Source organism: Agromyces tardus, assembly GCF_003710805.1.
GTDB classification, from domain to species: Bacteria; Actinomycetota; Actinomycetes; order Actinomycetales; family Microbacteriaceae; genus Agromyces; species Agromyces tardus.
In genome coordinates, this window is sequence record NZ_RHHB01000066.1 from 1 (window position 1) to 19462 (window position 19462).

General features: G+C 72.5%; 19 protein-coding genes. 8 read left to right on the forward strand and 11 right to left on the reverse strand.

What is annotated here, in order from left to right; genetic code table 11:
- Nucleotides 1–361: 2-oxoglutarate dehydrogenase E1 subunit family protein (locus EDM22_RS19715; RefSeq protein ID WP_212591988.1), on the reverse strand; the 361-nt coding region annotated here is incomplete at its 3' end.
- 147 nt (nt 362–508) lie between these two features.
- Between EDM22_RS19715 and guaB1 the strand changes: the two genes are divergently transcribed.
- The 4 genes from guaB1 to EDM22_RS18075 all read left to right on the forward strand — a co-directional run bounded on the left by guaB1 (nt 509) and on the right by EDM22_RS18075 (nt 5016).
- Nucleotides 509–1948, forward strand: coding sequence for a GMP reductase (gene guaB1, locus EDM22_RS18060; RefSeq protein ID WP_122938477.1), 1440 nt, complete (start codon nt 509–511; stop codon nt 1946–1948).
- A 201-nt stretch (nt 1949–2149) separates the two neighbouring features.
- Complete coding sequence (locus EDM22_RS18065; RefSeq protein ID WP_122938478.1) at nt 2150–3481, forward strand: hemolysin family protein; 1332 nt, start codon at nt 2150–2152, stop codon at nt 3479–3481.
- The gene (locus tag EDM22_RS18070; protein WP_122938479.1) at nt 3478–4515 is read left to right on the forward strand and encodes a hemolysin family protein; all 1038 of its coding nucleotides are present in this window, start codon (nt 3478–3480) and stop codon (nt 4513–4515) included. Before EDM22_RS18065 ends, EDM22_RS18070 begins: the two co-directional genes overlap by 4 nt.
- Nucleotides 4516–4596: 81 nt before the next feature.
- On the forward strand, nt 4597–5016 hold the full coding sequence (locus tag EDM22_RS18075) for a VOC family protein (RefSeq protein WP_245989531.1): 420 nt from the start codon (nt 4597–4599) through the stop codon (nt 5014–5016).
- A gap of 23 nt (nt 5017–5039) precedes the next feature.
- Here the strand turns inward: EDM22_RS18075 and EDM22_RS18080 are convergent, their stop codons facing one another.
- Nucleotides 5040–6185, reverse strand: a complete 1146-nt coding sequence (locus EDM22_RS18080) for an NADH:flavin oxidoreductase/NADH oxidase (protein WP_245989532.1) — start codon at nt 6183–6185, stop codon at nt 5040–5042.
- Nucleotides 6182–6817: an HAD family hydrolase gene (locus EDM22_RS18085; RefSeq protein WP_122938480.1), complete on the reverse strand. Its 636-nt coding sequence runs from the start codon at nt 6815–6817 to the stop codon at nt 6182–6184. Before EDM22_RS18085 ends, EDM22_RS18080 begins: the two co-directional genes overlap by 4 nt.
- 23 nt (nt 6818–6840) lie before the next feature.
- On the opposite strand from EDM22_RS18085, the gene EDM22_RS18090 reads away from it, so the two are divergent.
- Complete coding sequence (locus EDM22_RS18090; RefSeq protein WP_122938481.1) at nt 6841–7686, forward strand: ADP-dependent NAD(P)H-hydrate dehydratase; 846 nt, start codon at nt 6841–6843, stop codon at nt 7684–7686.
- Between the two features lie 72 nt (nt 7687–7758).
- Here the strand turns inward: EDM22_RS18090 and EDM22_RS18095 are convergent, their stop codons facing one another.
- Genes EDM22_RS18095 through EDM22_RS19890 form a run of 3 tightly spaced genes read right to left on the reverse strand, consistent with a single transcriptional unit; the run spans nt 7759 to nt 10240 of the window.
- On the reverse strand, nt 7759–8505 hold the full coding sequence (locus EDM22_RS18095; protein WP_122938482.1) for an amino acid ABC transporter ATP-binding protein: 747 nt from the start codon (nt 8503–8505) through the stop codon (nt 7759–7761).
- Entirely contained in the window at nt 8502–9398 is an 897-nt protein-coding gene (locus EDM22_RS19885) for an amino acid ABC transporter permease (RefSeq protein WP_425455161.1), read from the reverse strand. Before EDM22_RS19885 ends, EDM22_RS18095 begins: the two co-directional genes overlap by 4 nt.
- A complete protein-coding gene (locus EDM22_RS19890; RefSeq protein WP_212591989.1) occupies nt 9395–10240 on the reverse strand; it encodes an ABC transporter substrate-binding protein in 846 nt (281 codons plus the stop codon). Before EDM22_RS19890 ends, EDM22_RS19885 begins: the two co-directional genes overlap by 4 nt.
- 121 nt (nt 10241–10361) lie before the next feature.
- Here EDM22_RS19890 and EDM22_RS18105 point away from each other — a divergent pair, with 121 nt between their 5' ends.
- The 3 genes from EDM22_RS18105 (at nt 10362) to EDM22_RS18115 (ending at nt 13313) form a co-directional block, all read left to right on the forward strand.
- A complete protein-coding gene (locus tag EDM22_RS18105) occupies nt 10362–11615 on the forward strand; it encodes a glycosyltransferase 87 family protein (RefSeq protein ID WP_122938483.1) in 1254 nt (417 codons plus the stop codon).
- A gap of 32 nt (nt 11616–11647) precedes the next feature.
- Nucleotides 11648–11956 carry a thiamine-binding protein gene (locus EDM22_RS18110; protein WP_122938484.1) on the forward strand — a complete coding sequence of 103 codons (309 nt, stop codon included), beginning with the start codon at nt 11648–11650 and terminating at the stop codon, nt 11954–11956.
- A gap of 82 nt (nt 11957–12038) precedes the next feature.
- Nucleotides 12039–13313: an MFS transporter gene (locus tag EDM22_RS18115; RefSeq protein ID WP_122938485.1), complete on the forward strand. Its 1275-nt coding sequence runs from the start codon at nt 12039–12041 to the stop codon at nt 13311–13313.
- 34 nt (nt 13314–13347) lie between these two features.
- On the opposite strand, the gene EDM22_RS18120 is transcribed toward EDM22_RS18115, so the two are convergent.
- The 5 genes from EDM22_RS18120 to EDM22_RS18140 all read right to left on the reverse strand — a co-directional run bounded on the left by EDM22_RS18120 (nt 13348) and on the right by EDM22_RS18140 (nt 19234).
- On the reverse strand, nt 13348–14001 hold the full coding sequence (locus EDM22_RS18120) for a response regulator transcription factor (RefSeq protein WP_122938486.1): 654 nt from the start codon (nt 13999–14001) through the stop codon (nt 13348–13350).
- The gene (locus tag EDM22_RS18125; protein WP_122938487.1) at nt 14002–15306 is read right to left on the reverse strand and encodes a hypothetical protein; all 1305 of its coding nucleotides are present in this window, start codon (nt 15304–15306) and stop codon (nt 14002–14004) included.
- Nucleotides 15303–16460, reverse strand: a complete 1158-nt coding sequence (locus tag EDM22_RS18130) for a sensor histidine kinase (RefSeq protein ID WP_122938488.1) — start codon at nt 16458–16460, stop codon at nt 15303–15305. The genes EDM22_RS18125 and EDM22_RS18130 overlap by 4 nt, the downstream gene beginning before the upstream one ends.
- A 99-nt stretch (nt 16461–16559) precedes the next feature.
- The gene (gene metX, locus EDM22_RS18135; protein WP_122938489.1) at nt 16560–17765 is read right to left on the reverse strand and encodes a homoserine O-acetyltransferase MetX; all 1206 of its coding nucleotides are present in this window, start codon (nt 17763–17765) and stop codon (nt 16560–16562) included.
- Between the two features lie 143 nt (nt 17766–17908).
- Nucleotides 17909–19234 carry a bifunctional o-acetylhomoserine/o-acetylserine sulfhydrylase gene (locus tag EDM22_RS18140; RefSeq protein WP_122938490.1) on the reverse strand — a complete coding sequence of 442 codons (1326 nt, stop codon included), beginning with the start codon at nt 19232–19234 and terminating at the stop codon, nt 17909–17911.
- Nucleotides 19235–19462: the final 228 nt, after the last annotated feature.

Here is a 19462-nt window from a genome sequence, read left to right on the forward strand (position 1 = left end):
GTCGATGCAGAGCGGGCCGCCCGGGTCGAGCGGGAGCAGCCGCCGGTGCCTCGGGTTCGGCTGCGGGAGCCGGGGCGGCGGCGGGCGCCGGGGCAGCGGATGCCGCTGGGGCCTCCGGTGCCGCGGGGGCCGGCGGGGCGCCTGCGCCGTCCTGCGCGACCGCCTGCTCGGGAGGAAGGGTGGCGGTGGCTGTGGAGGTCTTCACCTGCCGGTAGTGCTCGAGCACCGGGCGCCACGTCTCGTCGACCGATTGCGGATCGGCGAGGAACCGCTCGTACATCTCGTCGACGAGCCATTCGTTGGCTCCGAACTCGCCCGACGCCGTCTCGTCGGATCCCGACCCGGTCAATTGGCTCGACACAGCCTCTCGCCCACTCTCTCCGTTGATGCTGGATAACCCTGCTGGCGGCGCTGCGACGTGCGGTCAGGGGGGCCGCGCGGAACGCCCCCACAAGCCTAAACCCCTTCCGGCGGCGCGCGGGCACCCCCGCGGCGGTAGCGTGAATCCATGGAGTTCTACCGCACCGCGCCGACGCACGACCTCACGTACTCCGACGTCTTCCTCGTGCCGAGCCGGTCGGGGGTCGGCAGCCGACTCGACGTCTCGCTCGCGACCGACGACGGGTCGGGCGCCTCGATCCCGATCGTGTCCGCGAACATGAACTCCGTCACCGGTCCGCGCCTCGCGGCGACGCTCGCGCGCCGCGGCGGCATCGGCGTGCTCCCGCAGGACCTGCCGCTGCAGCAGCTCGACGAGTCGATCCGGTGGGTCAAGTCGCGCTCCCCGCGGTTCGACGTGCCGCATCTCTTCCACGTCGACGCGACGGTCGCCGATGCGCTCGCGGTGCTGCCCGCCGTCGAGGGGCACGGCATCGTGCTGCACGACGCGAGCGAGCAGTACGCCGGATGCATCATCGCGACCCGCTTGGCGACGGCCCTGCCCGACGCACGGCTCGGCGACCTCGTGCACGGCGACCTCACCTCGCTCGACGCCGACGACGTCGCGACGCCGCGCCGTGCCTTCGACCTCATGGTGGACGCGGGCCTCGACTTCGCTCCCGTCCTCGAGCACGGCCGCGTCGTGGGCACCCTCAGTCGCCGCAGCGCGCTGCGCGGCACGGTCTTCGAGGCCAACACCGACGCATCCGGCCGGCTGCGCGTCGCGGCGGCGATCGGCATCAACGGCGACGTCGGCGCGAAGGCCCGCGCACTCGTGGCGGCGGGTGTCGACATGCTCGTCGTCGACACCGCGCATGGCCACCAGGAGGGCATGATCGCGGCGGTGCGCGCGGTGCGCGACGCCCACGTGACCGTCCCGGTCGTCGCGGGCAACATCGTCACGGCCGACGCGGTGGCCGACCTGGTCGACGCCGGGGCCGACGTGCTGAAGGTCGGCGTGGGCCCCGGCGCGATGTGCACGACCCGCATGATGACCGCGGTGGGGCGTCCGCAGTTCTCGGCGGTGCTCGAGACCGCCGAGGCGGCGCGGCAGCTGGGGGCCCGGGTGTGGGCCGACGGCGGCGTGCGGTACCCGCGCGACGTGGCGCTCGCGCTCGCCGCCGGCGCGGCATCCGTCATGATCGGCTCGTGGTTCGCGGGCACGATCGAGGCGCCCGGCGTGCTGCGGCGCGATGCATCCGGACGGCTCTACAAGGAGAGCTGGGGCATGGCGTCGACGAAGGCGGTGAAGGAGCGGTTCGAGCGGCTCTCGCCGTACGAGCTCGCCCGCAAGGAGCTCTTCGCCGAGGGCATCTCGTCGTCGTCGATCTTCCTCGACCCGGGGCGCCCGTCGCTCGAGGACCTGCTCGACATGATCACCTCGGGGGTGCGCAGCGCGTTCACGTACGCCGGCGCGCGCGACCTCGAGCAGTTCCGCGACCGGGCCCTCGTCGGCATCCAGTCGGCCGCGGGCTACGAAGAGGGCAAGGCGCTGCCGGTCAGCTGGTAGCGGTCGCGTCCGGCCGGCCGGTGTGGGCCGCCGTGACTGCGAGCGGATGCCGCGGGTGCCTGTGACGTTCGTGTGACATCTCCGGCGCCCGGCCGCTGCAGCCCGCGGCGCGTCGATATACTCGTCTGACCATGGATGACCCCCCTTCTGCGAGTTCACCCGGCCATAGACCTTCGCCCGTGACCGAGCGAGGAGGTGGCGATGTCTGAGTGGATCCTCCTCGGCATCGGACTGCTCCTCACGATCGGCACGGGCTTGTTCGTCGCGAGCGAGTTCGCGCTCGTCAACCTCGATCGATCCGACCTCGAGGCGCGCCGCGCCCGCGGCGAGACCCGTCTCGGCATGACGATCGAGGCCCTCAAGATCACGTCGACGCACCTGTCGAGCGCCCAGCTCGGCATCACGCTCACGACGCTCCTCACGGGCTACACGATGGAGCCGGCGATCTCGTCGCTCCTCGAAGGTCCGCTCACCGCGCTCGGCCTGCCCGAGGCGCTCGTGCGCCCGATCGGCGCGACGACCGCCATCGTGATCGCGACGCTCCTGTCGATGGTCATCGGCGAGCTCGTGCCGAAGAACTTCGCGCTCGCCCTGCCGCTCGCGACCGCCAAGCTCGTGATCCCGTTCCAGACGGCGTTCACGTGGGTGTTCCGGCCCGCGGTCAGCGTGCTCAACGGCAGCGCCAATGGCATCCTGCGCGCTGTCGGCATCGAGCCCAAGGAGGAGCTGTCGGGCGCACGCTCCGCGGAGGAGCTCTCGTCGCTCGTGCGCCGTTCCGCGAGCGCGGGCGTGCTCGAGCAGGACACGGCCACGCTGCTCGGTCGCACGCTGCGGTTCGCCGACCACGATGCATCCGACGTCATGACGCCGCGCCCCCGCGTGGCGGCGGTGCAACGGCTCGAGCCCGCCGAAGCCGTCATCGAACTCGCGCGGCAGACCGGGTTCTCCCGGTTCCCGGTCTACGACGACAACCTCGACGACGTCGTGGGCCTCGTGCACGTCAAGCAGGCCGTGGCGGTGCCGCGCGAGAAGCGCACCTCGGTGCCGGCGTCGGCGCTGCAGTCCGAGGCGCTGCGCGTGCCCGAGACGATGAAGCTCGACGTGCTGCTCGGGGAGCTCCGGGGCCGCGGCTTCCAGATGGCGGTCGTCGTCGACGAGTACGGCGGCACCGCCGGCGTCGCGACCCTCGAGGACCTCGTGGAGGAACTCGTGGGCGAGGTCGCCGACGAGCACGATCGCACCCGGGCGGGCATCGTGCGCCGCGGCGAGGTGGTGAGCTTCCCCGGCATCCTCCGCCCCGACGAACTGCTCGAGCGCACCGGCATCCGCGTGCCCGAGGACGGAGCCTACGAGACGGTCGCCGGCTTCGTGATGGCGAGCCTCGGGCGCCTCCCCGCGGTCGGCGACGAGGTGGAGCTCGAGGAGGGCACCCTGAGCGTGCAGCGACTCGACGGCCGGCGCATCGACCGCGTGCGATTCACGCCCGCCCCCACCCCCCAGCACGGAGATGTCCTCTCGGAGGTGGAGCGATGAGCGACTGGGCCGGAATCGCCTGGCTGATCGTGCTGCTCATCGGCAACGCGTTCTTCGTGGGCGCGGAGTTCGCCGTCATCTCCGCGCGGCGATCTCAGATCGAGCCACTCGCCGAACAGGGCCGCCGCAGCGCGAAGACCGCACTCTGGGCGATGGAGCACGCGACGCTCATGCTCGCGATGAGCCAGCTCGGCATCACGATCTGCTCCCTGCTCATCCTCAACGTGTCGGAGCCGGCGATCCACCACCTGCTGGAGATCCCGCTCGCGCTCACCGGGTGGTCGGAACAGGTCGTCGGCACGGTGGCGTTCGTGATCACCCTCGTGCTCGTGTCGTACCTGCACGTCGTGTTCGGTGAGATGGTGCCGAAGAACCTCTCGTTCTCGGTGCCCGACCGTGCGGTGCTGCTGCTCGCGCCGCCGCTCGTGTTCTTCGCACGGGTGTTCCGACCGGTGATCGTGGCGCTGAACGCGACCGCGAACGGCGTGCTGCGGCTGTTCGGCGTCGAGCCGAAGAGCGAGGCCACCTCGACGTACACGCTCGAGGAGGTGCAGACCATCGTGCGGCAGTCGCGCCGCGAGGGCGTGCTCGACGACGCGAGCGGCACCCTGACCGCAGCGTTCGAGTTCACCACCAAGCGGGTGCAGGATGTCGCGGTGCCGATGTCGGGGCTCGTGAGCCTGCCGCCCGACGCCACGCCCGGCGACGTCGAGCGCGCGGTCGCGCGCCACGGCTTCTCGCGGTACGTCATCCGCGGGCAGGACGGCGAGCCCGACGGCTACGTGCACCTCAAGGACGTGATCGACCTCGACGACGACGAGTTCGACGATCCGCTGCCCGCGAAGCGAGTGCGGCGCCTCGTGTCGATCTTCCGCGGGACCGACCTCGAGGACGCGCTCGCGACGATGCGCCGCCTCGGCACGCACGTCGCACGGGCGTTCGACGAGCAGGGCGCGACGACCGGCGTCGTGTTCCTCGAGGACATCATCGAGGAGCTCGTCGGCGAGGTCGAGGACGCCACCCGGAGGAGCTGAACCGCATCCCGGACGGGGGCTGCACGGGCCCGTTCCCCGAGCGTAGACTGCGCACGTCTACAGGGAAAGTGAGATCAACTCATGTTCGAGAACACCATTGCGATGGCCGTGCTCCCCGCATCCGACATGGAGCGTGCGCGGAAGTGGTGGAAGGACGTCTTCGGGCTCGAGCCCGTGCGGACGGACGAGGGCGGCGACTTCTACATGGTCGGCGGCATCCCGGTCATGGTCTACGAGACGCAGTTCGCGCGAACGGCGAAGAACACCGCGCTTTCGCTCCTCACCGACGATCTCGAGCGCGACATGACGGCGCTGCGCGTGCACGGCGTGACCTTCAACGAGTACGACCTGCCCGGCATCAAGACGGTCGACGGGGTCGTCGACATGGACGGCGAACGAGGCGCCTGGTTCGACGACAGCGAGGGCAACATCATCGCGCTCGCCCAGCCGAAGGACGCGTCGATGCTCGCCCAGGCGAGGTCGATGCTGCAGTCGCACTGAGTCGGGGACGGCTCGCCCCGGCCTCACCACTCGCCGTCGTTGGCCTCCGGCCGCGCCCGGAGGTACTGCACCGGCCACATCGAGGTGCCGGCACCGAGTTCGTGCGCGGCCCGCATCGCGAAATGCGGGTCGCGCATCATCGCCTTGCCGAACATCACGGCGTCGGCGGCGCCCGAGGCGACGAGCTCCTCGGCCTGCGTGGGGGACGTGATGCGACCGACCGCCGAGACCGAGACGCCGGCGCGCTCGCCGACGTACTCGGCGAGGTGCGCCTGGTAGGCGGGGCCGACCGGGATCCTCGCGTTCGCGACGAGGCCGCCGGTCGACACGTCGAAGAAGTCCGCACCGGCGTCGCGCGCCCAGCCCACGACGATCGCCGTCTGCGCCTCGTCCCAGCCGCCGGGCGCCCAGTCCGTGGCCGAGAACCGCACGAAGAGCGGCATCCGCTCGCCGATCTCCGCGCGCACCTCGCGCACGATCTCGAGGAGCAGCCGCGCGCGGTGCTCGAGGCTGCCGCCCCAGTCGTCGTCGCGCAGGTTCGACAGGGGCGAGAGGAACTGGTGCACGAGGTAGCCGTGCGCCGCGTGGACCTCGACCACGTCGAAGCCCGCGTCGACCGCGCGGCGCGCGGCAGTGCGGAAGTCGTCGATCACGGCGCGGATGCCCGCCTCGTCGAGGGCGACCGGCTCGCGCAGGCCGTCGAAGGCCACCGGCGACGGCGCCACCGTCGTCCAGCCGCCCTCGTCGAGCGGCTGCGATCCCGGCTTTCGCGTCGGCTCGGGCCAGACCGACGCCTTGCGGCCCGCGTGCGCGAGCTGGATGCCGGAGGCGGCGCCCTGGGAGCGGAGGAACCGGGTGATGCGCGACCAGGCGCGGGCCTGCTCGTCGTTCCACAGGCCCGTGTCGTGGTCGGAGATGCGGCCCTCGGGGGTCACCGCGGTCGCCTCGGCGATCACGAGGCCCGCGCCACCCGCCGCCATCGCGCCCAGGTGCACGAGGTGCCAGTCGTGCGGGACGCCGTCGCGCTCGGTCACCGAGTACTGGCAGAGCGGTGGAACCCACACGCGGTTGCGGATCGTGAGCTCGCGGATCGTGATGGGCCGGAACAGGGCCGGGCCGTCAGGACCGTTGCCCGCAGCGGCAGCGGCAGCGGCGGCGGCGGCGCTCACGCGGCGAGCTCCCGCAGCCAGGACTCGAGCCCCGCGGCATCCGTGAAGACGTGCCCCGCGCCGCCGACGGCGACGGCGCCCTCGACGTTCACGGCCTTGTTGTCGATGAAGACGAACTCGGATGCCGCGATGCCGAGTTCGGCCATCACGTGCGCGTAGATGTCGGCGTGGGGCTTCAGCAGTCCGAGCTCGCCGCTGACGAACACCCGCTCGAACAGGGGCGAGAACGACCCGTGCCGGAGCCAGCCGCCGAAGTCGGGCCCGGCGTTCGACAGGAGCGCGAGCCGCGTGCCGCCGTCGCGGAGCGCGTGGAGCACCGCGAGCGTCGCCGGGTCGACGCTGAGCCACATGCGGTGGTCGATCGCCCAGAGCTCGTGCACGTCGATGCGCGTCCATGACGCCCCGAGGTCGCCGGCGACCTCCGCCCAGTAGTCGGCGATCGAGAGGGTGCCGCGGTCGAGGCCGTCGCGGTGCCGCCAGTACGCCGGCCAGAACTCGGCGTCGCCCGAGCCGGCGCGGCGCACGAGCCGAGCGCGGTCCTCCGGGGACGGCGCGCGCGAGATGACCTCCCCGTAGTCGAAGACGACGACGCGGGGAGCGAGGGCGATGGGTGCGAGGACTGTCGGCGGCATCCCCTTCAACCTATCGTTGCCGTATGGGGACGTGGCGCGAATGGACGGAAGCCGACGCCGCCCGCTGGGTCGCGGCGCCGGACGGCGAGGACGACAAGTACCGGCGCGGCGTGCTCGGCGTGATGACGGGCTCGATCGAGTATCCGGGTGCCGCGGTGCTCGGGGTCGAGGCCGCGCATCGCACGGGCGTGGGCATGGTGCGCTACAGCGGACCGCGCTCGGTGCGCTCCGTCGTGCTCGCCCGCCGGCCCGAGACGGTCACCATGCCGGGCCGCGTGCAGGCGTGGCTGCTCGGGTCGGGGATCGACGCAGGCCATCGTCCCTTCATCCTGAGCGGCGACCTGCAGCACGCCCTGGCCTCGGGAGTGCCGGTCGTGCTCGACGCCGGCGGGCTCGACCTCGTGGGCACCCACACCGCGCCCACGGTCATCACGCCGCACGCGCGAGAACTCACGGGGCTGCTCCTCTCGCGCGACATCGAGTGCACGCTCGAGGAGGTGGAGGCGGACCCCGCCGCCTGGGCCGAGCGCGCCGCCGCCGAGTTGCAGGTCGCGGTGCTCCTCAAGGGCGCCGTCACGCACGTGTGCGATCCCGACGGGGCGCGGTTCACCGTCACGGCGTCGACGCACTGGCTCGCGAGCGCCGGTACGGGCGACGTGCTCGGCGGCATCCTCGGTGCGCTCGTCGCGACGCACCACGACCGCTTCGAGGCCGAGCCGTGGGCGATCACGCGCCTCGCGGCCACCGCCGCCTGGGTGCACTCCGAGGCGGCGCGCATCGCGAGCGAGGCATGGGAGGGTGGGCCCGTGCTGGCGCTCGACGTCGCGGACCACGTGCCCGTCGTCATCGGCAGGCTGCTGCGGGGCTGACCGCCGGCTCGGCGGGCGCCCGGCTCGGCGCGCCCGGCTCGGCCCGCCCCGTCCCTGCCCGGCCCGCGCGGCTCAGCGCGCCACGCGCGAGAGGAACGCGCGGGTGCGCTCCTCGCGCGGGTTCGCGAAGAACTGGGCAGCCGGGCCGCTCTCGACCACGCGACCGGCGTCGAGGAGCACCACGCGGTCGGCGACCTCGCGCGCGAAGGTCATCTCGTGCGTGGCCATGAGGATCGTCGTGCCGGCCTCGGCGAGCGATCGGATGAGGGCGAGCACCTCGCCCACGAGCTCGGGGTCGAGCGCGCTCGTCACCTCGTCGAGCAGGAGGAGCTCGGGGTTCGTGGCGATCGCGCGCATGATCGCGACGCGCTGCTGCTGGCCGCCCGAGAGCCGGTCGGGGAACGATGTCGCGAAGTCGGCGAGGCCGATGGAGTCGAGCAGCTCGAGGCCTCGGCGCTCGGCCTCCGCGCGGCGCAAGCCGTGCACGACGCGCGAGGCCAGCGTGACGTTGTCGAGCACGCTGAGGTGCGGGAAGAGGTTGTAGTGCTGGAACACCAGGCCGATGCGCGCGCGCACCCGGTCGACGTTCACGCGCGGATCGCTGATGTCCTCGCCCCGCAGCAGCACGACGCCGTCGTCGATGGGCTCCGTGAGGTTGACGGCCCGCAGGAGGGTCGACTTGCCCGAGCCCGACGGGCCGATGAGGGCGACCACCTCGTGGGCGGCGATGTCGAGGTCGATGCCGTGCAGCACCTCGACCTCGCCGAACGAGCGACGGATGCCGCGCAGGCTCAGTACCGTCTCGGCCGGCGCGCTCATACGATCCCCCCGATCTGCTCGCGCGCCCGCATGCGGGCGGTGACCCAGTCGGTGAGCCGGATCGTGGGCCACGAGAGCAGCACGAACAGGAGTCCGGCGACGACGTAGGGCGTGAAGTTGAACGTCTGCGCGGTCTCGATCTGGGCGGCGCGCACGGCGTCGACGGCGCCGAGCACCGAGATGAGCCCGACATCCTTCTGCATGGCGACGAAGTCGTTCATGAGCGCCGGCGTGACCTTGCGCACCGCCTGGGGGAGCACGACGCGCCGCATCGACTGCCCGTGGCTGAGTCCGAGCGATCGTGCCGCGAGCCGCTGCGAGGGGTGCACGGCCTCGATGCCCGCGCGGAACACCTCCGCGACGTATGCCGAATACGTGAGGGTGAGGGCGATCGTGCCCCAGAACGCCGCCGGCATCCGCTCGGTGAACTCGAGGCCGGGGATGCCGAAGCCGACGAGGTAGAGCACGATGATGAGCGGCAGGCCGCGGAACAGGTCGGTGTAGCCCGCCGCGAGCACGCGAACGGGGAACCAGACCGGCCCCCGCAGCGTGCGCAGCGTCGCGATGAGCAGCCCGAAGACCGCCACGAGGATGCTCGCGAACACGAGCACCTGGATGTTCAGCCAGAGGCCCTCGAGGATGCGCGGCAGCGAGTCGAGCGCGACCTGCGGGTTGAAGAAGGTCTGCTGCACCTGCTCCCATCCGGGCGAGCCGAGCACGACGGAGCCGAGCGCGATCGCGAGCACGATCGTGGAGAGCAGGCTGACGAGGATGGAACGCCGACGCCGGCTCTCGCGATACGCGCGCCGCTCGAGCTCGATCGCGCTCGGCGCGACGGCGTCGCCGGCGGTGGCAGCCGCCGGCGACGCCGAGGTCGGTTCGGACGGGGTCACTCGAGGACGGGCGCCGTGTCGTCGCCGCCGAGCCACTGCTCGGCGAGGGCCGCGAGCGTGCCGTCCTCGCGGAGCTTGTCGACCGCCGCAGTCACCTTCGCCGTGAGCGGAGAATCCTTCGCGAGCACGAGGCCGAACTGGTCGGCGCCCTCGGTGCCGGGCAGCTGGCCCACGATGAGCCCGCCGTCGAGCTCGACGCCGGTGAGGTAGAACGCCGTCGGCAGGTCGACGACGATCGCGTCGACCTGGCCCGACTGCAGGGCGAGCTTGGCGTCGTCGTTGGTGTTGAAGACCTGCGCGCCGGCGTCGGGGGCGATGACCTGCTCGATGGCGTCGAGGCTCGTCGTGCCGGTCTGGGCGCCGATCAGCAGCGGCTTCAGGTCGGCGATCGTCGAGGCGGATGCCGCGGGCGACCCCTCGACGGTGATGACGACCTGCGTCGTCTCGTAGTACGGCGACGAGAAGTCGACGGCCTGCTTGCGCTCGTCGGTGATGGAGAACTGCTGCAGGTTGAAGTCGAAGTCCTTGGGGCCCGGCGCGATCGCCTGGTCGAACGTCGTGCGCACCCAGACGACGTCGTCGGCGGCGAAGCCGAGCTCGTCGGCGACCGCGTAGGCCACGGCCGACTCGAAGCCCTCGCCCGACTCGGGCGCGTCGTCGATGACCCACGGGTAGTAGGCCGGCTCGCCGGTGCCGATCGTGAGCTTGCCCTCGGTGAGGTAGCCCGATGCGGACGCGCTGTCGCTCGGCTCGTCCGTGCCGCCGCCGGATCCGGCGCAGGCCGTGAGGGCGAGGACGACGGCCGCGGCCGCGGCGGTGAGGAACGGGGTGCGTGCGGTCAAGGCTGCCTCCGGTGCGTGCGTGGGAACAACGGGAATGCGGTGCGGTGCATCCAAGCATCCACGATTCGGCGGCTTCGCGCGCGGCTCGTGGCCGAGTGTGACGCTCGGCTAGGCTCGGCCCATGGCGGAGGGCTCGGTCGGGGTGGCGAACGAGACCACCCGCAGCCGCGGCATCCGTCGCCTGCTCGCGGGTCGGCACGCGCTGTGGGTGGGGTTCGTGGTCGTGCACGTCGTGCTGGCCTGGTTGAACCTCGTCGGCCCCGGCTACCCGTTCGGCGACGTCACGGGGGTCTACCGGGTCTGGGCGGAGACCGCGCAGCACGGCTGGTTGCGCATGGGCATCGACGCGCCGTGGGTGTACCCGATCCTGGCGTTCGCGCCCATGACCGCCGCGCTCGCATTCGGCGCCGAGTACTACGGCCAGACCTGGCTCGTGATGGTGACGCTGCTCGACGCGATCGCGTTCTCGGTGCTGCTGGGTCGCGCACGCCTCTCGCGTCGCCGCCGTGCCGCGGCGTGGTGGTGGGTCGGCTTCCTCGCGGTGCTCGGACCGATCGCGCTCGGTCGCATCGACGCGGTCACGGTGCCCATCGCGATCCTCGGGCTGCTGTGGGCGGCGGGGCGGCCCCGGGTCGCGGCGACGCTCCTCACGATCGGCGCGTGGGTCAAGGTCTGGCCCGCGGCGCTCGTCGCCGCCCTCGTGGTCGCGTCGCGGCGTCGCATGGAGGTCGTCACGATCGCCGCGGCGCTGTCGGTGGGCATCGTTGCCGTGAGCCTGCTCGCGGGCTCGGGCGCGAACGCGCTCGGCTTCGTCGCCGAGCAGGCCGGCCGGGGGCTCCAGGTCGAGGCGCCGGTCGCGGTGGCGTGGCTGTGGGCGATCGTCGCGGGGTCGAAGACCGTGACGATCGAGTACGACCGCGACATCCTCACGTTCCAGATCCAGGGGCCGGGGGCGGATGCCGCGGCCGGCCTGACGACGCCCGTCATGGTCGTCGCGGTCGCCGTCGTGCTGCTCCTCGGCATCCGAGCGGCCCGCCGTGGAGCGCCGCTCGGCGCACTGCTCGCCCCGCTCGCGCTCGCGTTCGTCGTCGTGCTGATGCTCGCGAACAAGGTGGGGTCGCCGCAGTTCGTCACGTGGCTCACCGCACCGGTCGTGCTCGGGATCGTGCTGGGCGGACGCCGGTTCACGGTGCCGGCGGTGCTCGCCGCGGCGATCGCGCTGCTCACGCAGGTCATCTACCCGTACTGGTACGGCTGGCTCCTCGTCGCGGACCCGGCGTTCGTGCTCGTGCTGACCGGCAAGGTCGCCCTGCTCGTCGCGCTGCTCGCCTGGTCGGTGCGGGCCGTGTGGCAGGCTGGGCGCGTGCGGGCCTGAGCGCGTCGGGCCCTCGACGGAGGAGGCTCATCATGCTGGTCGCATTCTCGGTGGCACCGAGCGGCACGGGTCGCAGCGACGGTTCGGTGCACGACGCGGTCGCCGCCGCCGTGCGGATCGTGCGCGAGTCGGGACTGCCGAACCGCACCACGTCCATGTTCACGGAGATCGAGGGGGAGTGGGACGAGGTCTTCCAGGTCATCCGCGACGCGACCGACGCGGTGGGGGACTACGGGTCGCGCGTCTCGCTCGTGCTCAAGGCCGACCTCCGCCCCGGCTTCACGGGTGAGCTCGACGCGAAGCTCGATCGCCTGGAAGCGGCGATCGAGAACGACGGCTGATCGCCGCGCCGTCGGCGTGCCCTCGGGATCGGCGCGGACCACGCGATTGTCGAATCGATTCGATCCGTGCGATGATCGACGGGTGACCCAGTCTTCGAACGGGCCGACGACGCTGTCGCCGGCCCGTACCCGTTTCGCCCTCCTGGCGCTCGCCATGGGCGGATTCGGCATCGGCGCCACCGAGTTCGTGGCCATGGGCCTGCTGCCCGACATGGCCGCCGACCTGCTGCCCGGCCTCGCCGCCACCTCGCCCGACGCGGCGAACGCCGCCGCCGGCTGGATCATCTCGGCATACGCGCTCGGCGTCGTCGTGGGCGCGCCCACGATCGCCGCGGCCGCCGCCCGCTGGCCGCGCAAGCGCCTGCTGCTCGTGCTGCTCGCGGCCTTCAGCATCGGCACCATCGCCTCGGCGCTGCTGCCGACGTTCCCGCTCGTGCTCGCTGCGCGCTTCGTGGCGGCGCTGCCGCACGGCGCCTACTTCGGGATCGCCTCGCTCGTCGCCGCGAGCCTCATGGGCCCGGGCAAGCGCGCTCGCGGCGTCGCCCTCGTGCTCTCGGGGCTGACGATCGCGAACGTCGTGGGCGTGCCGGCGATCACGTGGCTCGGGCAGGCCGCGGGCTGGCGAGTCGCCTACCTCGCGGTCGCCGCCATCTTCGTCGCCACGTTCGTCGCGGTGCTGCTCGCGGTGCCGTGGCAGGCCGGCGACCCCGCAGCGACCATGCGTCGCCAACTCGGGGCGTTCACGCGGGTGCAGGTGTGGTTCGCACTCGGCATCGGCGCGATCGGATTCGGCGGCCTCTTCGCGGTGTACAGCTACGTCGCCCCGCTCGCCACCGAGGTCACGGGGCTCGACCCCGTGCTCGTGCCCGTCGTGCTCATCGTGTTCGGCATCGGCATGACGGCCGGCAACCTCGTCGGCGGCCGCCTCGCCGATTGGAGCGTGCGCCGCTCGATGTACCTGTTCTTCGCGGTGCTCGCCGCCGCGCTCGTGCTGCTGGGCCTCACGGCGACGAACCCCGTCGGGCTCGTCGCGGGCGTGCTGCTCGTGGGCGCGTCATCCGCAGCGCTGTCACCGGCGATCCAGGCACGGCTCATGGATGTCGCGGGCGACGCGCAGTCGATCGCCGCCGCGCTCAACCACTCGGCACTCAACATCGGCAACAGCCTCGGCGCGATCCTCGGCGGTGCCGCCATCGCGGCGGGCCTCGGCTACGTCGCCCCGGTCTGGATCGGCCTGCTGCTCACCGCGGCCGGCAGCGTGCTCGCCGTCACGTCGTTCGCGGTCGACCGGATGCGGGGGCGTCGCGGCATCCCGATGCCGTCGGTCACGGGCGCGATGCAGGTCGTCGCCGACTGATCCGGGCCGCCGGGTCCGTCCTGCGGGCCGGGCCTCAGTCGGACTGCAGCAGGATGCCGTCGAGGATCGCGCGCTTGCGGAGCGCGACCTTGGTTCCCACGTCGTAGCCGGCGGCCCGGTACTTCTCGCGGATCCGCTTGAGGTAGCTCTTCGCCGTCTCCTCGGAGATGCCGAGCTGGAACGCCACGGCCTTCACGGGCTGCCCGGCGCCGTAGAGCGCCATCACCCGTCGCTCCTGGGCGCTCAGCTTGGGCGCGGCACCGTCCTCCGACAGGGCGATCTCGAGCTCCGCGGAGAGGTAGGGGTCACCGCTGCGCGCCGCACGGATGGCCTCGACGATCGTCTCGACGGGCTCCGACTTCACGAGGTAGCCGAGCGCGCCCGCGCCGAGCGCCTCCCGCACGACCGCGGGCTCCGAATAGGTGCTCATGAGCATCGTCTGCACGCCCGCGGACTTGAGCATGGAGAGCTTCAGCGAGATGGGGATGTTGTCGCGGAGGTCGAGGTCGAGGAGCACGACGTCGACGGGGAACTCCGGGTGGGCGAGCAGCTCGGACCACGAGGGGACCGCGGCCACGAGCTCGATGTCGGGCGCCGCGCCGCGGAGCCACTCGGAGAGGGCCCCCAGCAGCATGCGATGGTCGTCGACGATCGCGAGTCGGATGGACGGGACGGAGTTGTCGGGCATTCAAGCTCCCCTCGGACGGGCGGCACCGGCGGATGCCGTGCCGCCTGCGCGGGCGTTCGGGTCGGCCCGGCAGTCGACGTCGATCCGGAACCCGTCGGGTCCCGAGACGACATCGTGTGATCCGACACTACCGACCGCTTCCCACGCAGCCGCGTCGACATGTCGGCGGGTGACCCCCGTGACGTCGATCGAGATGCGCAGGTCCGGCGCGTCGGGGGCGCGGTCGGTGCGATCCGCGGCGGTGCGGCGCTCGTCGTCGGGGAGGTCGCGGCACCGCACGTGCACGCCGATCGACCCCGTCTTCGGGGTGGCGCGCTCGCCGGCGACCAGCCAGATGGCGAGCAGCAGGCCGTCGCGCTGCGAGGGCGAGAGGAGCCCGGCGAGGCCGGCCGGGTCGTCGACCGTGACGCGATCGTTGAGGTAGGCGGATTCCGTCACCGCATGCCGCAGCCAGGTGTCGGTGCGGCCCTCGATGAGCCGGATCCGCAGCCGGGCGGCCAGCTTGCCGGCCTGTTCCGCCGCTTCGGCGGGCAGCGGGATCGCGATGCGCCCCGACCCCACGTCCTCGAGGAGCGCCTCGGCGTCGTAGTCGAGTTCGGCGAGTTCCTCGGATGCGCGCATCCCCACGGCCGAGCGCGGCGTCGCCACGGTGCTCTGCACGAGGGAGAGGTCGAGCTCCCGGCCGACGATGCGGCGGAAGCCCCGCACGGCGAACGTCACGAGCACGACCGGCACGACGGTGCTGCACGCCATCGCGACGCCGACGACCGTGCGCGTCCCGGCCTCCCCGACCTGCACGAGCGCCGCGACGCAGAGCACTCCCGCCACCACGGCCGACGTCGCGAGGGGGACGCGGGTCTCGCGGATGGCGGCGGCGACCATGAGTACGGCGCCGGTCGCGGGCGCCGCCGTGGGGGTGATGCCGAGGTAGAGCAGGCCCGAGGTGGAGACGATCGAGAGCGCGACCGTCACCGCGATGCCCGCGACCAGCACCCCGAAGAGCCAGTCGGGCATGCCCCGGACGATGCGTGCGACCACGAACACGACGAGCGTGGTGATCCCGAACGCCGTCCACGGTGCGAACGCAGTGCGCCCGGGCGGGAACAGCGGCGCGATCACGAGGGCGTGCAGCACGTAGGCGGCGACGACCAGGATCGCCGCGACCGTGATCCCCGTCGCGAGCCGGCGCCCGCCGTGCGCGCTGCGGATGTCGTCCGCCGCCCGCGCCGATCGGGTCGGCCGCCGGAACGGCTGCTCGCGCCGCCCTCCGGGGGCGGCCTCGCCGGTGCGCACCTCGTCGTTCATGGCTTGGGTACCTCGAGCATCACGGTCGTGCCGGAACCCGGCGAGCTGAACACGCGGGCGCGCCCGCCCACGGAGTGCAGTCGCCCGACGACGGACTCGGCGAAGCCGAGCCGGGCGCTGTCGATCCCGTCGGGCTCGAAGCCCGAGCCGGCGTCGGTCACCATGGCCCGCACCGTGTGGTCGTCGTCGCTGATCGTGACGTCCGCCTCGCGGACGCCGGAGTGCCGGCGCACGTTCTCGAGGCATTCGCCGAGGGCGCCGAGGAGCGCGTCGAGCGTCTCGCGCGGCAACACGAGCTGTCCGGCGCCGTGCCACTTGACGTCGAGCCCCATTCGCGAGAACCGTTGCCGCACGGACTCGAACGTGGTGCTGAGGGCGTCCTCGTCGGGCTCCGGCGAGAAGATCGCGGTGGAGCCGCGATCGAGGGGTGCGCCGAGCCGGAGCTGCTTGAGCAGGCGTGCGTCGTCGCCGGCCTGCTGGCGCAGGGCGCTCGCCCCGACCCCCACGCCCGAGTGGGCGAGGAGGCTCAGCGTCGCGAGCACCGTGTCGTGCAGCACGCGCGCATCCTGGCGCTGCTGCGCCTCCGCCTCGCTCGCGAGGCGCTCCGCCTCATGCGCGTGGCCGACCTCGTCGATGCGCTCCGCCGCACGGTCGATCGCGCGGACGATCCAGACGGCGATGGCGACGCACGAGCCCCAGCCCGCGAAGGCGAAGATCGACTCGGAGAGCATGTCGTTGCCGTTCGCGGAGGCGACGGCGATGGCCGCGAGCGTGCCGGCCGCCATGAGCGCCACGAGCACGGGTCCGCGTTCGCCGACGATCACGGTGAAGCTCAGCGACGCAGCGGAGAGGGCGGCAGTGGCCGTGAGCGCGGAGCTCGCGGCCGGATCGAGCGTCGGATCGGTTGCGAGCACGACGAGGATGGCGAGCGTCGCTGCGTAGGCCCCCACCGCCGGGGCGGGCGCGCCGCGGTTCGTGTGCACCACGAGCAGCGCGAGCGCCGCGAGGTCGAGGACCACGACGAGCGCGAACCGGGTGCCGTCGATCGACCCGGGCACGGCGAGGCAGGCGAGGGTGCCGGCGGTGCCGATCAGCGCCGCGGCGCGGCACATCCGCCGAAGCAGCCGATCGCGCTCCTTGTGTATCCGGCGCATGCCACCCCTCTCGCAGCATCGACGGCCCGACGAACCTGAGGTGCCGTCATGTCGAAGATACCGGAGTTCCGCCTCCGGAAGCGGCCCCGTCGCGGCGGGTCAGGCCTCGAGCAGGCCGCGCAGCGCGGATCCGACGGCCAACTCCTCGATGAGGAACGCGTCGTGCCCGTATTCGGAGGACACGACGACCGGCTCCGGCCCGTGCACGCTGCGGGGCAGGTGCCCCGCGATCTCGAGCTGCCCGGCGAGCGGGAAGTAGCGATCGCTGTCGATGCCGAGCACGAGGCTCTTCGCCCGCACGGCGGCCAGGGCGGATGCCGCACCGCCGCGCCCGCGACCGACGTCATGGGAGTTCATGGCCTCGGTGAGCACGAGGTAGCTGTTCGCGTCGAAGCGGCGCGTGAACTTGTTCCCGTGGAAGTCGAGGTACGACTCGACGGCGAAGCGACCGCCGCCGCCGAGCGGGTCGAGCCCCGACTGCCAGTCCCTCGCGAAGCGGTCGTTGAGCTCCGCCGGCGTGCGGTAGTTGAGCATCGCCATGCGGCGGGCGAGCGCGAGCCCGCGCGTGGGGCCGTCGCCCTCGGGCGCGTCGTAGTACGCCCCCGACCGGAACGCGGGGTCGCTGCGCACCGCCTCGAGCTGCACCGAGTTGAGGGCGATCTGGTCGGCCGTCGTCGCCGCGGGGGCGGCGAGCACGGCGATGCGCTCGACCGCGTGGGGCGCCATGATCGCCCACTCGAGCACGTGCATCGCGCCCATCGAGCCGCCGACGACCGCGGCGAAGCGCTCGATGCCGAGCTCCCGGGCGAACGCGAGCTGCGCGCGCACCTGGTCGCGGATCGTGAGGAACGGGAAGCGCGGGCCCCACTCGACGCCGTCGGGGGCGAGCGAGGCGGGTCCCGTCGAGCCCTGGCATCCGCCGAGCACGTTGGGGGCCACGACGAACCAGCGGTCGGTGTCGATCGCGAGGCCCGGCCCGACGACCCCGGGCCACCAGCCCGCGCTCGGGTGCGCGGGGCCGGCGGGCCCGACGACGTGGCTGTCGCCCGTGAGGGCGTGCAGCACGAGCACGGCGTTGTCGCGGGCGGGGGAGAGCTCGCCCCAGTGCTCCCAGGCGATGCGCGCGTTCGGCAGCACCGCGCCGGAGTCGAGCTCGACGTCGCCGATGCGCACGAAGCGACGGTCGCCGACGGGGTCGCCCTCGCGCCAGGCGCCCGTGACCGGCGCGCGGCCCACGTGGATGTGCGGCCCGATGTCGGGCACGATGCTCGCGGGCACCGTCTCCGACCTCGTCTGCCAGTCCATGGTTCGATTCTCCCGGTCGCCGCGACCTCGGCGGGCAATGTTACGGATGCCGCGCGGTGCTCCGCGCGATCAGGGCCGCAGACGACGGATGCCGCGGGCCCGGCGTGGGCTCGCGGCATCCGTCGTCTGCGGTGCGGGGCGGGTCAGACCCGGGCTGCGTCGACCGCGGCGCGCGCGGCGGCGAGCCCGGCCTCGAGGTCGGCCTTCAGGTCGTCGATGTTCTCGATGCCCACCGAGAGGCGCACGAGGCCCGGCGTGACGCCGGTCGTGAGCTGCTGCTCGGGGGTGAGCTGCGAGTGCGTCGTCGACGCGGGGTGGATCACGAGCGAGCGCACGTCGCCGATGTTGGCGAGGTGCGAGAACAGCGAGAGGTTGTCGACGAGCGCCCGCCCGGCGTCGACGCCGCCCTTGAGCTCGAACGACAGCACCGCGCCGACGCCCTTGGGGGCGTACTTGTTGGCGGCGGCGTACCAGGGGCTCGAGGGCAGGCCCGAGTAGTTGACGCTCGCGACGTCCGGGTGGTTGTCGAGCCACTCGGCGATCTCCTGCGCGTTCTGCACGTGGCGCTCGATGCGGAGCGAGAGGGTCTCGATGCCCTGGATGAGCTGCCAGGCGCTCGCCGGCGCGATCGAGGCGCCGAGGTCGCGCAGGAGCTGCACACGGGCCTTGATGATGTAGGCGAGCGGGTCGCCGACCGCGGCGGTGTAGCTGGCGCCGTGGTACGAGGGGTCGGGCTCGGTGAGGCCCGGGAACTTCTCGACGTTCTTCGACCACTCGAACGTGCCGCCGTCGACGATGACGCCGCCGATGACCGTGCCGTGGCCGCCGAGGAACTTCGTCGCCGAGTGGATGACGATGTCGGCGCCGTGCTCGAACGGGCGGATGAGGTACGGCGTGGCGATGGTGTTGTCGACGATGAGGGGGATGCCCGACTCGTGCGCGATGCCCGCGACGAGCTCGATGTCGAGGATGTTGATCTTCGGGTTGCCGATCGTCTCGGCGAAGAAGAGCTTCGTGTTGGGGCGCACGGCACGGCGCCACTCGTCGGCGTCGTCCTGGTTCTCGACGAAGGTGGTCTCGATGCCGAGCTTCGCGAGCGTGTACTTGAACAGGTTGTAGGTGCCGCCGTAGATCGACGACGACGACACGATGTGGTCGCCGGCCTGCGCGATGTTGAGCACCGCGAACGTCTCGGCCGCCTGGCCCGAGGCGACGAGGAGGGCTCCGCTGCCGCCCTCGAGCGCGGCGAGGCGCTCCTCCACGACGGCCTGCGTCGGGTTCATGATGCGCGTGTAGATGTTGCCGAACTCGGCGAGCGCGAAGAGGTTCTGCGCGTGCTGCGCGTTGTCGAACACGTACGACGTGGTCTGGTAGATCGGGGTGGCGCGGGCCTTGGTGACGGGGTCGGGGGCTGCGCCCGAGTGCACCTGCTTCGTCTCGAAGCGCCAGTCGGCGGCGTGCTCGCTCATGTGAGGTCTCCTTCAGGGGTCCGGGTGCGGCCCCGCCGCATCCGTCGCCCACGTTACGAGCGGGCCAGGGTGCGGGCAACGGATGCCGACACACGGCGTAACCCCCACGGCCCGCCGTTCGGCGCGCCCCGCCGCCCGGGCGAGAGCGCGCCGCATCCGCTCAGCCGCGAGGTGCGCCCTCGCCCGGAGCGGGCGCGGGCGGCTCGGCCGGCGGCCCCGAGGAGGCGG